Genomic DNA, 13375 nt, shown 5'->3' on the forward strand with positions numbered 1-13375 from the left:
GTGTGCCCAAGGGCGTGGTCTACCGCCACCGCCACTTCGTCGGCCAGATCCAGCTACAGGTACTGCTGGTCGCTGTACTCGCGCGGGCGCTTGGGGTCGTCCAGCACGCGGCCGGTGGAAATGCACACGCGCGCTTCGTGCGCGCTGAAATCGGTCGGCGCCAGGAAGCGCACGTCATTGCTGGCCACCACCGGCAGGCCGCGCTGGCCGGCGGCCATCAGCGCGAAGCGGTTGAAGGTTTCCTCGCCTTCGCGGCCGGTGCGGGTCAGTTCCAGATGCAGGCCGTCGCCGAACGCGCGCTGCCAGTCGGCCAGCTGCTGCTCGGCCAGGTCGTGCTTGCCGTCCAGCGCCAGGCGCCCGGCCAGGCTGTCACGGCCGGCCAGGGCGAACAGGTTCGCATTGCCGGCCTTCAGCCAGTCCGGGTGGATGGCCACGCCGCCTTCCGGGCGGTGGCCTTCCATCCATGCGCGGGTCAGCAAGCGCGACAGGCTCAGGTAGCCCTCGCGGTCGCGGCACAGCAGGGTCATCCGCCACGGGTCCTGGCCTTCCTCGGCGACCATCACGTCGGCGCCGGCAATGGGCTTGATGCCCACGCCTTCGGCGGCCTTGTAGAACTTGACCAGCGCGAACAGGTTGTTCAGGTCGGTCACCGCCAGCGCAGGCAGGCCGAGTTCAACCGAGCGCGACAGCAGGTTGGCCTGCTTGGCCTTCTTCGGGTCCGCCTGGTCCGGCTTGGCCGGCACGCGGATGGTCGAGTCCGCCAGCGAGAACTCGGTGTGGACGTGGAGATGTACGAAGCGGGCGTTGGACATGCTGGACCAGGTTGGAGCGCGCGGGCCCCGGGTGCTGACGGGAGAACCGTCGCCGGGGTCGGGAAGCGCTGGAGTGCCCGGTCAGGGTAGCGAGGGCAGGGGGTGGCGACAAGCTCTTGACGGTACGCGATTTCGCATTCGCGCTATCGCTTCCCACGGTTCGCATGCGAACCGCGGGCCCCGTCTCACCATGCTTCCAGACCCCCGCGCCGTCGGCGCATCCCCCTGACTCAGGGGGACTCTTCCCGAGATGGTCTGCAGCGAGCGTTCAGGCGATTCAGGCAATCGCGATGTCGGCGGCCACAACCTGCGGCACTTCCAGGCACTCGCGTACCGGGGCGAAGCTGCGCCGGTGTTCGTCACAGGGGCCATGCGCGCGCAGCGCGGCCAGATGGGCCGGGGTGCCGTAGCCCTTGTGCTGGTCGAAACCATATTGCGGGTGCCGCGCGTGCAGGTCCTGCATGTAGCGGTCGCGCGACACCTTGGCCAGGATCGAGGCGGCCATGATCGCGCGGTCGATGCCATCGCCGCCCACCAGCGCCTGGGCCGGCAGCACCAGGCCCTTGGGCACCACGTTGCCATCGATGCGGGCGAAGCCGGCCACGTGGGCGACGGCCGCCACCACATCGCGCATGCCCTGCAGGGTGGCCTGGTAGATGTTCAAGCGATCAATGGCGTTCACGTCCACCAGCACCACCTTCCAGGCCAGCGCCCGTTCGATGATGCGGTCGTGCAGCTGCTCGCGGCGCGCGGCGGTCAGCTGCTTGGAATCGTCCAGGCCGTTGATGCGTGGCCGCGCCGGGTCGAACACCACGGCGGCCACGGCCACCGGGCCGGCCAGCGGGCCGCGCCCGGCTTCGTCCACGCCCGCCACCAGGCGCTCGGGATCGACCACGGCCGCGCTGTCGAACAGGGCCAAGCTGGCCGCCGCTGCAGAACGACGGCTCATGCCGCGCCCTGGTTGCGCACCAGCAGCTCGCCCACCGCGTCGGCGGCGCGGGCCGAGGCATTGCGGCGCAGGCGTTCGTGCAGGCGCTCGTAGGTGCCCTGCAGGTCGGCGCTGCGCTGCGGGTGGTCGAACCACTGCTGGATGGCCGCCGCCAGCTTGTCCGGGGTGCAGTCGTGCTGCATCAGTTCCGGTGCCAGATCCTGCGCGGCGAGGATGTTGGGCAGGGCGAAACGATCCACCTTGATCAGGCCCAGCGCCTTCACCAGCCGGTAGGTCAGTTCGTTGACCCGGTAACCGACCACCATCGGCCGCTTCACCAGCATGGCCTCCAGGGTGGCAGTGCCGGAGGCCAGCACCACCACGTCGGCGGCGATCATCGCCGTGCGGGCCTGGCCGTCGAGGACATGCGAGTACGCCACCGGCAGTGCCGAGCGGGACAACTGTTCCTCGATCAGGCGGCGGCAGGCGGCATTGGCCGCCGGCACCACCACGTGCAGGCCGGGGATGCGCTCGGAGACCTGCCAGGCCGCTTCGAAGAACGGTTCGCCCAGGCGCGAGATCTCGCCCAGGCGGCTGCCCGGCAGCACCGCCAGAACCTTGGCCGAGGCGGGCAGGCCGAGTGCGGCACGGGCGGCGCCACGGTCACCGTGCAGCGGAATGTCATCGGCCATCGGGTGGCCGACAAACCGCGCATCGATGCCGTGCTTGGCATAGATGGGCGGTTCCATCGGGAACAGGCACAGCACCAGATCGGCGCTGCTGCCGATCTTCTCGGCGCGCTTCTCGCGCCAGGCCCAGACCGAGGGGCTGACGTAGTGCACGGTGGGAATGCCACGCTGCTTCAGCCAGCGTTCGATGCCCAGGTTGAAATCCGGGGCATCGATGCCGATGAACACGTCCGGCTGCCATGCCAGCGCACGCTCGCGGAAGGCCGAGCGCAGCTTCAGCAGGCGTGGCAGGTGGCGCAGCACTTCGGTCAGGCCCATCACTGCCAGTTCGCTGGCATCGTGCCAGGTCTGGCAGCCGGCGGTGCGCATGGAATCGCCGCCGATGCCGGCGAATTCGGCATGCGGGAAGCGGGCCTTCAGCTCACGCATCAGGCCTGCACCGAGCAGGTCGCCGGAGGCTTCGCCGGCCACCAGCGCGATCCGCCGCGGGCGCTCGCTGAGCACCCGCTGCGCCGGCACGCTGCCGGCCATCGAGGACAGTGGGATGACGGCGGCGCCGGCCGGCGCCTGGCCGGTCGCGCTGCTCATCGCAGCAGGTGCCTCTCGGTGTGCTCGATGAAGTCCAGCATGGCCCGGACATCATCGCTGGCCTGCGCCTGCTCGGCCAGCTGCTGCTTGGCTTCGGCCAGCGGCAGGCCAGCCACGTACAGGGTGCGGTAGGCACGCTTGATGGCGGTGATGCGCTCGGCATCGAAGCCACGGCGCTTGAGGCCTTCGCTGTTGATGCCGCGCGGGCGGCCCAGCGAATCGGTACCGACCATGGTGAACGGCGGAACGTCACCGTTGGTCAGCGCGCCCATGCCAAGGAAGGCATGGGCACCGATACGGCAGAACTGGTGGGCACCGGCGAAACCGCTGATGATCACGTAGTCGCCGACGGTGACATGCCCGGCCAGTGTGGTGTTGTTGGAGAACACGCAGAAGTTGCCCACGTGGCAGTCGTGGGCCACGTGCGTGTAGGCCAGCATCCAGTTGTCATTGCCGATGGTGGTGATGCCGCCGCCACCGCCGGTGCCACGGTTGAGCGTGACGAATTCGCGGAACACGTTGCGGTCGCCGATCACCAGCTCGGTGCGTTCGCCGGCGAACTTCTTGTCCTGCGGCTCGCCGCCGACGGCGACATGGCCGATGAAACGGTTGTCACGGCCGATCCGGGTCGGGCCGTGGATGCTGCAGTGCGGACCGACCTCGGTGCCGGTGCCGATCTCGACCTCCGGCCCGATGATCGTGAACGCGCCCACGCGGACGTCGTCGGCCAGTCGTGCCGACGGATCGATCACCGCGGTGGGATGGATCAGGGGAGCGTTGCCTGTCATTGCTGCCTCCAGTGGATCAGCCCTTGGCGCCGGCACACATGACTTCGGCCGAGGCAACGACTTCACCGTTGACCTTGGCTTCGCCGTAGTACCAGCCCATGTTGCGGATCAGGCGCTTCATCTGCACATCCAGCATCAGCACATCGCCGGGCACCACCTGCTTGTTGAAGCGGGCGTTTTCCACCTTGACCATGTAGAACAGCGTGGACTGCGAATCGCGGCCCAGGGTGAGCTGGGTCATCACGCCACCGGCCTGGGCCAGGGCTTCGATGATCAGCACGCCCGGCATGATCGGCCGGCCGGGGAAATGGCCCTGGAAGAAGGGCTCGTTGATGCTGACGTTCTTCTGCGCCAGGATGCGCTTGGCCTCGATGTCGAGTTCAAGCACCCGGTCGACCAGCAGGAACGGGTAACGGTGCGGGAGCAGTTCCTGGATCTGGCAGACGTCGATCGGAAGCTGCAGCGTGTCGTTCATTCTTTCTCCTTGCCAGCAGCGAGGACGCGGCGAGCCAATGCGTCCAGCTGCTTGAAGCGCGCGGCGTTCTTGCGCCACGTGCGGTTGTCGGTCAACGGGGTGCCGGACGAATACTCGCCCGGCTCATGGATGGAATTGCGGACCACCGATTTGCCGGTGATCACGACCTTGTCGCAGATTTCGAGGTGGCCGACCACGCCGACGTGGCCGCCCAGCAGGCAGTAGCGGCCGATCTTGGCGCTGCCGGCGATGCCGGTGCAGCCGGCGATGGCCGAATGGGCGCCGATCTGCACGTTGTGCGCGATCTGCACCAGGTTGTCCAGGCGCACGTCTTCGGCCAGCACGGTGTCTTCCAGCGCGCCGCGGTCAACGCAGGTGTTGGCGCCGATCTCGCAGTCGTCGCCGATGCGTACGCCACCGAGCTGCGGCACCTTGATCCATTTGCCGGCATCCATCGCCAGGCCGAAGCCATCGGCGCCGAGCACGGCACCGGGATGCACGCGTACGCGCTTGCCGAGCTTCACGCGGGTGACCAGGGTCACCCGGGCGATCAGTTCACAGCCGCTGTCGAGGGTGCAGTCCTCGCCGATGATGCTGCCGGCGCCGATGATGCAGTTCTCACCGACCACGCTGCGCGCACCGATGGTGACGAACGGGCCGATGTGGGCGCTGGCGGCCACATCGGCCTGCGGGTCGATGACCGCGCTGGGGTGGATGCCCGGCGGGCGGGTCGGGGCGATGTCGAACAGCGCGCCGATCTTGGCAAAAGTGGTGTAGGGGTCCTTGGCGACCAGGGCGGTGCCGGGCGCGGCCTCGGCATCTTCGGCACGCAGCACCACGATGCCGGCGTGGCTGTCGGCCAGCTGGGCGCGGTAGCGCGGGTTGGCAAGGAAGGTCAGCTGGCCGGCACCGGCATGGGCGAGGGTCGCCACGCCACTGATGGTGGTGGCAGGGTCGCCATGGACCTGCAGACCGAACTGATCGGCGAGTTGCTGGGCGGTGTAGGTAGGAGTATTCACGGCGGGAGTTTAACGTGTGACGCCAATCCGGTCATGCGGAGGCATTCTGTGGCGCCTGTCTGCTATCGGCGGGAGGCGGCGGGTGGCCCTGGTCAGGACACGCGAAATCCCCTCCATGGCGCCAACGGTCCTGCCCAGGGCCACCCGCCGCCTCTGGACACGTCCTGCGGGCGGCCAGCATTCGAAGCCTCTGTAGAGCCGAGCCGTGCTCGGCTCACCGCGTGTGAACGCGGTACCACAAACGAAAGCGCCGGGCGGAGCCCGGCGCTTCGTAACCCGTCTGGTGGAGAGCCCCCCTTCTGTTAAGGGGGGCGCGCCCCTGGGAATCGCAGGAGCGATTCCCAACGTTGCGATGCAACGGCCCGAAGGGCGCATGCCATGGATGGCATGCGTAACGGCGCGGGGATAGGTGAAATGCGCGGGCAGTTCTGGCGAACCGCCACGCGGTTTGTCAGAATTGCCCGCCGAAGGTGAACTGCAGGCGTTCGATTTCGTCGCCGTCCTTCTTCTTCAGCGGGAACGCGTAGCTGATCGAGATCGGGCCGACCGGGGCGCGCCACAGCAGGGCCACACCGGTGGACACGCGCAGTTCGTTGGCCTTGAAGTTCTTGGTGCCGTTGTAGACGTTGCCGAAGTCGACGAAGGCCGACACGCGGGCCGACGGGCTGTCGAACAGGCGCGGGAAGTAGGCTTCCACCGAACCGACGGCCTTTACCGAACCGCCCAGCGGCTGACCGTTGGAGTAACCGCTCATGATCTCCGAGCGCGGGCCGAGGGTGTTGTCCTCGAAGCCACGCACCGAGTTGGTACCACCGGCATAGAAGTTCTCGTAGAACGGCAGGCCCGTGGCGGTCACCGTCTTCACGTAATCCGAGGAGCTGGGGTTGCAGTCGACGGTCTGCGTGGGGTTCGGGTTGGCGGTGGTCGGCGCGGTGTAGCAGAGGTCGCGGGTGTAATCCTTGCCGTAGCTGTCGCCGTAGCCGATTTCTGCGCGGGTGTTGATCACCAGCGACGGGATGATCGGCCAGTACTTGCTGATCTGGTAGTTCAGCTTGTAGTACTCGACGGTGGACCCGGGCAGGGTGGTCTCCAGGCCGATGCGCTGGTAGGTGCCATTGGTCGGCATGAAGTAGTCGTTGCGCGAATCACGCGCCCAGCCCAGCTCGGTGCGCCAGGCATGGAACGTACGCGTGCCGATGGCATCGATGTAATCGATGATCGACTGCGGCGTCGCACCCTGATAGACGGAAATCTGGTTGCTGTCGATGCCGAACATCAGCGAGATGCTGTCGGTCTCGGTGAGCGGCACGCCGAACACCACCTGCGCCGAACCATTGGTGCTGTTGTACTGCGCGGTGTTGAAGTCGGAGTAGTCCAGTTCGCGCCAGGACAGGTTGTAGCCCAGCGAGACGCCGTCATCGGTGAAGTACGGGTTGGTGTAGCTGAAGCCGTAGCGCTGCAGGTAGCTGCTGCGCGAGGCTTCCACCGACACGCGGTTGCCGCCGCCGAGGAAATTGTTCTGCGACAGCTGCACCGAGGTGGTCATGCCGTAGGACTGCGAATAGCCCAGGCCGAACACGAAGCTGCCCGACGTGGTTTCCTTGACGTTGTAGACCACGTCGACCTGGTCGTTGCTGCCGCTGACCGGCGGGGTTTCAACGTCCACCGACTCGAAGTAGCCCAGGCGCTGCAGGCGCACCTTGGAACGGTCGATGGCCGCCTGCGAGTACCAGCTGTTCTCGAACTGGCGCATTTCGCGACGCATCACTTCGTCGGAGGTACGGGTATTGCCCTTGAAGATGATCCTGCGCACCGACACGCGCGGGCCGGGGACGACCTGCATGTTCACCGCGACGGTCTGCTCGGCACGGTTGGTGGTCGGGATCGGGTTCACCTTGGCGAAGGCGTAGCCGATGTTGGACAGCGAATTGGTGATCGCGTCGGAGCTGAACTCCAGCAGGCCACGCGAGAAGGTGTCGCCGGCCTTCTGCACGACCATGCGCTCGACATCTTCCTGCGGGAGGATGGTGTCGCCGCTGACCTTGATCTCGGAAATCTTGTACTGGTTGCCCTCGGTCACGCCGGCGGTCACGAACATGTCGCGCTTGTCCGGGCTGATCGAGACCTGGGTGGAGTCGATGCTGAAGTCCACGTAGCCGCGGTTGAGGTACCAGGAATTGAGCTTTTCCAGATCGCCGGACAGCTTTTCCTTGGAGTACTGGTCATCGCGGCGGTACCACGACGCCCAGTTGTGCTCCTTCGATTCCCAGGTTTCCAGGATGTCCGCGCTGTCGTACTTCTCGGTGCCGACCAGGTTGACGTGACGGATCTTGGCCGCCTTGCCTTCCTTGATGGCGATGGCGATGTCCACGCGGTTACGGTCCAGCGGGCTCACCGTCGGGGTGATTTCCACGTTGTACTTGCCACGGTCGTTGTATTGGCGGCGCAGTTCCTGGGTCACGCGGTCCAGACTCAGCCGGTCGAACGTGCCGCCCTCGGTCAGGCCGATGTCGGACAGGCCCTTGAGCAGCTGGTCGGACTTGATGTCCTTGTTGCCGGTGACGGTCAGCTTGTTGATGGCCGGGCGTTCCTTGACGGTGACCACCAGGATGCTGCCCTGGCGGTCCAGCTGCACGTCTTCGAAGAAGCCGGTCTTGTAGAGGGCGCGGATGGTCTCGCCGACCTTGCTGTCGGTGACCGTCTCGCCACGTTCCACCGGCAGGTAGGTGAACACCGTACCGGAACTGATGCGCTGCAGACCGTCGACGCGGATGTCGCTGACAGTGAAGGGCTCGGCTGCCTGGGCCAGGGCGGGAGCGCCGGTGACGGCGGCGAGGGCGAGGGCCAGCAGGCGGCGATTGGGGAGTCGCGTCATGTCACGTCCGGTAGGAAGGTCGATTTCAGTGGTACGGGATGCCGGCGCTGTAGACGCCAAAAACGTGGAAAAGTTCATCGCGTGGCCAGGCCGAGGATGTCGTTGTAGAACGCCAGACCCATCAACCCGGCCAGCAACGCCAGGCCGATGTACTGACCGGCGGCGATGGCACGCTCGCTCAGCGGGCTGCCCTTGACCAACTCAATAAGGTAATACAGCAGGTGCCCGCCGTCCAAGATGGGAATGGGCAGCAGGTTGATGATGCACAGGCTCAGCGACAGCAGGGCCAGGAACTGCAGGAACCAGTCAAGGCCGCGCTTGGCCGAAACATTGGCCACGCGGGCAATGGTGACCGGGCCGGAAACGTTCTGCAGCGAGGCCTTGCCGGTGATGATGCGGGCCATCATGCCCAGCGAATCGGAGGCCAGTCGGCCGGTTTCGCGCACGGCCACGGTGACCGCGTCCAGCGTGCCGTAGCGCATCAGGGTGTCGTAGGCGGGGCTGAAGGTGCCGGAGAAGCCGACGCCGATCTGCCAGACCGGCTTGCCCTGGCCATCCTTTCCCTGGCGCGGGGTCATTTCCAGTGCCAGGCGCTCGCCACCGCGGATCACTTCGATCATGCCCGGCCCGCCGCGGCGGCCCAGGTCCTGGATCTGGGCACCGACCTGGTCGGCACCGTCGATGCGCTGGCCGTCGATGGCGACGATCACGTCGCCGGGCTGCAGCAGGCCGGCCACGGCCGAATCGGCGGTCAGGCTGTCCACCTGCGCCGGCTGCAGCCACGCCTGCCACTGCAGGCCGGCCAGGCTCGGCACGCGGCGTTCATCGAAGCCGGCCGGCAGCTGCGAGAGGGGCAGTGTGCGCTTGCGCACCTGGCCACTGCCGTCGAGCACTTCCAGGGTCACGTCGCGCCGGTCCATCGCTGCAGCGGTCAGGGCCATGCTGGCATCGCCCAGAGTGACGACCTCGCGGTCATCCACGCGCAGCACGCGGTCGCCCCCGGCCAGGCCGGCGCTGGCGGCAATGCCGGTGGTGCGGCCGATGGTGGCCGAATAATCCTGCTTGCCGATCACGAACATCGCCCACAGCAGCAGGATGCACAGCAGCAGGTTGGCGACCGGGCCGGCAGCGACGATGGCGATGCGCTGCCAGACCGTCTTGTGGTTGAAGGCCTGCCCGCGCTCCTGCGGGTGCACCTCGACCTCGCGTTCATCGAGGAACTTCACATAGCCGCCCAGCGGCAGCGCAGCGATGGCGAACTCGGTGCCATGCCTGTCGCGGCGCGACCACAGGGTACGGCCGAAGCCCACCGAGAAGCGCAGCACCTTGACCCCGCACAGGCGCCCGACCCAGTAATGCCCGAACTCGTGGAAGGTGACCAGCAGCCCGAGGCTGACGATCATCCACCAGACCGATCCGATGAAGTCAGTCATGCAGGCTCACGGCGGTGGGCGAAGGCGGTGGCGTCATGCGGTAAGGGCGTGGCGTTCAGGCGGCGTCGATGGCGGCGAGGGTCAGTTGGCGGGCCCGCTGGTCGGCGGACAACAGGCCGTCCAGTGTATCGGCTGCTTCGTTCGGCAGTGTTGAAAGCGCGTTAGCAACCAGCGCCGGAATGCTCAGGAAACCGATCCGGCCCTGAAGAAACGCTGAAACGGCCTCTTCATTGGCCGCATTCAGTACCGCCGGGGCGGTGCCGCCGGCCTGCATGGCCTGCCAGGCCAGTGCCAGGCAGGGGAATGCGTCGGTGTCGGGGGCTTCGAAATCGAGCCGGCCCTGGGCCAGCAGGTCCAGCCCGGACACGCCCGATTCGATGCGCTGCGGCCAGCCCAGGCCGACGGCCAGGGTGGTGCGCATGTCCGGCAGGCCCAGCTGGGCCAGGGTGGAGCCGTCGACGAACTCGACCAGCGAATGGACCAGGCTCTGCGGATGGACCAGCACCTCGATGCGCTCGCCGGGCACCTTGAACAGGTGGTGCGCCTCGATCACTTCCAGGCCCTTGTTCATCAACGTCGCCGAATCGACCGAGATCTTCGGGCCCATGGACCACTTCGGGTGGGCCACGGCCTGGGCCGGGGTCACCTGTTCCAGTTCGGCGCGGCGGCGGCCACGGAACGGGCCGCCGGAGGCGGTCAGCAGGATGCGGCGTACGCCGGCCCCGTTGAGGCTGGCATCGCGCGAGCGCAGGCACTGGAAGATCGCGCTGTGTTCGCTGTCGATGGGGATGATTTCGGCGCCGGCGCGTTCGGCGGTGCGGGTCAGCAGCTCGCCGGCCAGCACCAGTGATTCCTTGTTGGCCAGCAGGATGCGCTTGCCGGCGGCGGCGGCGGCCAAGGTCGAGGACAGCCCGGCGGCACCGACGATGGCGGCCACCACGGTGTCACAGACGTCGCTGGCGGCCAGCTGGTCCAGCGCGGCGGCACCGGCATGCGCCTCGGTGGCCAGACCGGCGTCGCGCAGCCCATCGCGCAGGGGGGCGTACAGGCTGTCATCGGCGATGACCGCATGCGCGGGGCGGTGCCGGCGGCACAGTTCCAGCAGGGCCTCCACCTGGCGGCCGGCGGCAAGCACGGTCGCCCGGTAGCGCTGCGGGTGGCGTGCGATCACGTCCAGGGTGGAGGCACCGATGGAGCCAGTGGCGCCGAACACGGCGACCTGGCGCAGGTCTGCAGCAGCTTCCATGGTCAGAATCCGAAGATTTCCTTGCCCAGCGCGAACACCGGCAGAGCCGCCAGCACGCCGTCGATACGGTCGAGCACGCCACCGTGGCCGGGAATGAGATGGCCCGAATCCTTGGCGCCGGCATGGCGCTTGATCAGGCTCTCGTACAGATCGCCCAGCACCGAAGCGAACACGGCCACCACCGAGGTGACCAGCAGGCCGGGCAGGTGGGCGACGTCGACGCCGGCCAGCCAGCCCAGGCCAACGGCCACGGCGACGCCCGCCAGCAGGCCGCCGAACAGGCCTTCCCAGGTCTTGTTGGGGCTGATGCGCGGGGCCAGCTTGTGCCTGCCGAAATGGCGGCCGGCGAAATAGGCGCCCGAATCGGCCGCCCAGACCAGCGCCAGCGCGGCCAGCAGCCACAGGTGGCCCTGCTCGCCCGGCGGATCGCCGCCGGCATGGATCAGCACCAGCGAGGCCCAGGCCGGAACGATGGCCAGGGTGCCGGCCAGCAGCTTGAGGATGCGTGCCGGGCTGCCCGGCTGCGCGCCGAATGTGAAGAAGCGCAGCCAGACCAGCGCGGCCAGCCACCAGGCAACACCCACCAGGGTGGCGATCTGGAACAGCACCAGCGAACTGCCGTCGGCCCACACCATCAGCACCATCAGCAGCAGGTTCAGCACCAGCAGCACGGTACGGGCCAGGGTATCTTCGATGCCGGCCAGCTTCAGCCATTCCCACAGGCCGATCAGGAACACGGCGGCGGCGGCGGCAGCCAGCCACTGGGTGGGCAGCAGCAGGATCGCGGCAATGGCCACCGGCGCCATGATCAGCGCGGCGAGGACTCGGGTTTTGGTCATGGGCTGGGCATCTCGGTGGCCAGAGCGGCGATCTGGGCGCTGGTCAGGCCGAAGCGGCGCTCACGGCTGGCGTAGGCGTCCAGCGCCTGCTGCAGCTGCTCGGAATCGAAATCCGGCCACAGTGCCTCGGTGAACCACAGTTCGGTATACGCCAGCTGCCACAGCAGGAAGTTGCTTATGCGGGTATCGCCACCGGTGCGGATGAACAGGTCCGGCGGCGGCAGGTCGGCCAGGGCAACCTGGCGGCCCAGCAGCGATTCGTCTATCTGCTCGGGCAGCAGGCGGCCAGCGGCCACTTCCGCGGCCAGCGTACGGGCGGCGCGGGCGATGTCCTGGCGCCCGCCGTAGCTGGCGGCGATCGACAGGGTCAGGGTGGTGTTGTCGGCGGTGCGCTGTTCGGCCAGCTGCATGCGGCTGACCAGCCCGGCGCCGAAGCGCTCGCGCTCGCCGATGAAGCGCACGCGCACGCCGCGCCGGTGCAGCTCGTCCACTTCACGGTCGAGGGCGCCCAGGAACAGCTTCATCAGGGCATCGACTTCTTCCTGCGGGCGGCCCCAGTTCTCGCTGGAAAACGCGAACAGGGTCAGCGCCGGAATGCCCAGTTCAAGGCAACGGTCGATGGTGCGGTTGACCGCGCGCGCGCCGGCACGGTGGCCGATCACGCGTGGTCGGCGGCGCTGCTGTGCCCAGCGCCCGTTGCCGTCCATGATGATGGCGACGTGGCGGGGCAGGGCGGCCGGCAATGGAGGCGGGACTGAAGGCATCGACTTCAGACCGACAACAGTTCCTTTTCCTTTTCGGCGACGACCTTGTCGACGTCCTTGATGCTGCCGTCGGTCAGCTTCTGGATATCGTCTTCGCCGCGCTTCTTCTCGTCTTCGCTGATGGCCTTGTCCTTGACCAGCTTGGCGATTTCCTTGTTGGCATCCTGGCGGATGTTGCGCACGGCGATCTTGGCGCCTTCGCCTTCCTTCTGCACCTGCTTGACCAGCTCCTTGCGGCGCTCTTCGGTCGGCGGCGGCATGTTGATGCGGATCGCCGCACCCAGCGTGTTCGGGGTGAACTCGTGGATGTACAGGCCCTTCTCGATTTCCTTGATCATGCTCTTGTCGAAGGGCGTGACCAGCAGCGAGTGGGCATCGGCGTTGGAGATCGACGCGACCTGGTTCAGCGGGGTGCTGGCGTTGCCGTAGGCATTGACCGTGACGCGGTCCAGCAGGGCGGGAGTGGCACGCCCGGTGCGGATCGAGGTGAGGGTGTGCTTCAGAGCGTCGATGCTCTTGGCCATGCGCGTCTGCGCGTTGTTCTTGATGTCGTTGAGCATCGCCCGGGTCCTGGATGTAACTGGAATCGGGCGATTATAGGCGAATACGGGACGCTGCCGGGCCTGGATCGGCCCGGGGCACGCCTGGCGCTCAGGCTCAGGCCGGGTCGCGGCCCTGGACCAGGGTGCCGATGTTGGCGCCGCCGAGGATCTTCAGCAGCTCGCCCGGCTGGCCCATGTCGAATACGCGCATCGGCAGGTCGCTGTCACGGGCCAGGGCGAAGGCGGCCGTGTCCATCACTTCCAGGCCGCGGCGGATCACTTCGTCGTAGCTCAGGCTGTCGAAGCGGACCGCATCGCTGTGCCGACACCCCCGCATCGCCCGCCGAGTACGCCCGCTTCCGCCCATTGCTGTGGCT

Annotated in this window: 11 protein-coding genes and 2 pseudogenes; all 13 read right to left on the reverse strand. The window is 67.4% G+C overall.

All coding sequences use genetic code 11. The features are described 5' to 3' along the window. Positions 1-56: 56 nt before the first annotated feature. Positions 57-812, reverse strand: a pseudogene (locus ACQKDV_RS14175) (PHP domain-containing protein); the annotation flags it as partial. A 277-nt stretch (positions 813-1089) separates the two neighbouring features. Beyond that, entirely contained in the window at positions 1090-1761 is a 672-nt protein-coding gene (locus tag ACQKDV_RS14180; RefSeq protein WP_427784490.1) for a ribonuclease HII, read from the reverse strand. Further along, entirely contained in the window at positions 1758-2960 is a 1203-nt protein-coding gene (gene lpxB, locus ACQKDV_RS14185) for a lipid-A-disaccharide synthase (protein WP_427784502.1), read from the reverse strand. Before lpxB ends, ACQKDV_RS14180 begins: the two co-directional genes overlap by 4 nt. Before the next feature lie 53 nt (positions 2961-3013). After that, positions 3014-3805 (reverse strand): acyl-ACP--UDP-N-acetylglucosamine O-acyltransferase, encoded by a 792-nt coding sequence (lpxA, locus tag ACQKDV_RS14190; protein WP_427784492.1) that lies wholly within the window; start codon positions 3803-3805, stop codon positions 3014-3016. A 16-nt stretch (positions 3806-3821) separates the two neighbouring features. Beyond that, entirely contained in the window at positions 3822-4280 is a 459-nt protein-coding gene (gene fabZ, locus ACQKDV_RS14195; protein WP_006426901.1) for a 3-hydroxyacyl-ACP dehydratase FabZ, read from the reverse strand. Next, positions 4277-5299: a UDP-3-O-(3-hydroxymyristoyl)glucosamine N-acyltransferase gene (lpxD, locus tag ACQKDV_RS14200; RefSeq protein ID WP_427784493.1), complete on the reverse strand. Its 1023-nt coding sequence runs from the start codon at positions 5297-5299 to the stop codon at positions 4277-4279. The genes fabZ and lpxD overlap by 4 nt, the downstream gene beginning before the upstream one ends. Positions 5300-5750: 451 nt before the next feature. Beyond that, a complete protein-coding gene (gene bamA, locus ACQKDV_RS14205) occupies positions 5751-8174 on the reverse strand; it encodes an outer membrane protein assembly factor BamA (RefSeq protein ID WP_427784495.1) in 2424 nt (807 codons plus the stop codon). 74 nt (positions 8175-8248) lie between these two features. Further along, positions 8249-9607, reverse strand: a complete 1359-nt coding sequence (gene rseP, locus ACQKDV_RS14210) for an RIP metalloprotease RseP (protein WP_427784496.1) — start codon at positions 9605-9607, stop codon at positions 8249-8251. 55 nt (positions 9608-9662) lie between these two features. Continuing rightward, positions 9663-10853, reverse strand: a complete 1191-nt coding sequence (locus tag ACQKDV_RS14215) for a 1-deoxy-D-xylulose-5-phosphate reductoisomerase (protein ID WP_427784497.1) — start codon at positions 10851-10853, stop codon at positions 9663-9665. 2 nt (positions 10854-10855) lie between these two features. After that, positions 10856-11692, reverse strand: coding sequence for a phosphatidate cytidylyltransferase (locus ACQKDV_RS14220; protein ID WP_427784498.1), 837 nt, complete (start codon positions 11690-11692; stop codon positions 10856-10858). Beyond that, the gene (gene uppS / locus ACQKDV_RS14225) at positions 11689-12456 is read right to left on the reverse strand and encodes a polyprenyl diphosphate synthase (RefSeq protein WP_427784499.1); all 768 of its coding nucleotides are present in this window, start codon (positions 12454-12456) and stop codon (positions 11689-11691) included. Before uppS ends, ACQKDV_RS14220 begins: the two co-directional genes overlap by 4 nt. A gap of 5 nt (positions 12457-12461) precedes the next feature. Further along, a complete protein-coding gene (gene frr, locus ACQKDV_RS14230) occupies positions 12462-13016 on the reverse strand; it encodes a ribosome recycling factor (protein ID WP_427784500.1) in 555 nt (184 codons plus the stop codon). A gap of 97 nt (positions 13017-13113) precedes the next feature. Then, a pseudogene (locus ACQKDV_RS14235) lies at positions 13114-13375 on the reverse strand (hypothetical protein); the annotation flags it as partial.

It is taken from the genome of Stenotrophomonas sp. NPDC077659 (assembly GCF_050268705.1).
GTDB lineage: Bacteria > Pseudomonadota > Gammaproteobacteria > Xanthomonadales > Xanthomonadaceae > Stenotrophomonas.

Excerpts from the sequence above, each read along its gene's own strand:
- ACQKDV_RS14215 (WP_427784497.1), bottom strand. The coding sequence starts at position 10,853 with ATGGAAGCTGCTGCAGACCTGCGCCAGGTCGCCGTGTTCGGCGCCACT.
- ACQKDV_RS14220 (WP_427784498.1), bottom strand. The coding sequence starts at position 11,692 with ATGACCAAAACCCGAGTCCTCGCCGCGCTGATCATGGCGCCGGTGGCC.
- fabZ (WP_006426901.1), bottom strand. The coding sequence starts at position 4,280 with ATGAACGACACGCTGCAGCTTCCGATCGACGTCTGCCAGATCCAGGAA.
- uppS (WP_427784499.1), bottom strand. The coding sequence starts at position 12,456 with ATGCCTTCAGTCCCGCCTCCATTGCCGGCCGCCCTGCCCCGCCACGTC.
- rseP (WP_427784496.1), bottom strand. The coding sequence starts at position 9,607 with ATGACTGACTTCATCGGATCGGTCTGGTGGATGATCGTCAGCCTCGGG.
- ACQKDV_RS14180 (WP_427784490.1), bottom strand. The coding sequence starts at position 1,761 with ATGAGCCGTCGTTCTGCAGCGGCGGCCAGCTTGGCCCTGTTCGACAGC.
- bamA (WP_427784495.1), bottom strand. The coding sequence starts at position 8,174 with ATGACGCGACTCCCCAATCGCCGCCTGCTGGCCCTCGCCCTCGCCGCC.
- frr (WP_427784500.1), bottom strand. The coding sequence starts at position 13,016 with ATGCTCAACGACATCAAGAACAACGCGCAGACGCGCATGGCCAAGAGC.
- lpxB (WP_427784502.1), bottom strand. The coding sequence starts at position 2,960 with ATGGCCGGCAGCGTGCCGGCGCAGCGGGTGCTCAGCGAGCGCCCGCGG.
- lpxA (WP_427784492.1), bottom strand. The coding sequence starts at position 3,805 with ATGACAGGCAACGCTCCCCTGATCCATCCCACCGCGGTGATCGATCCG.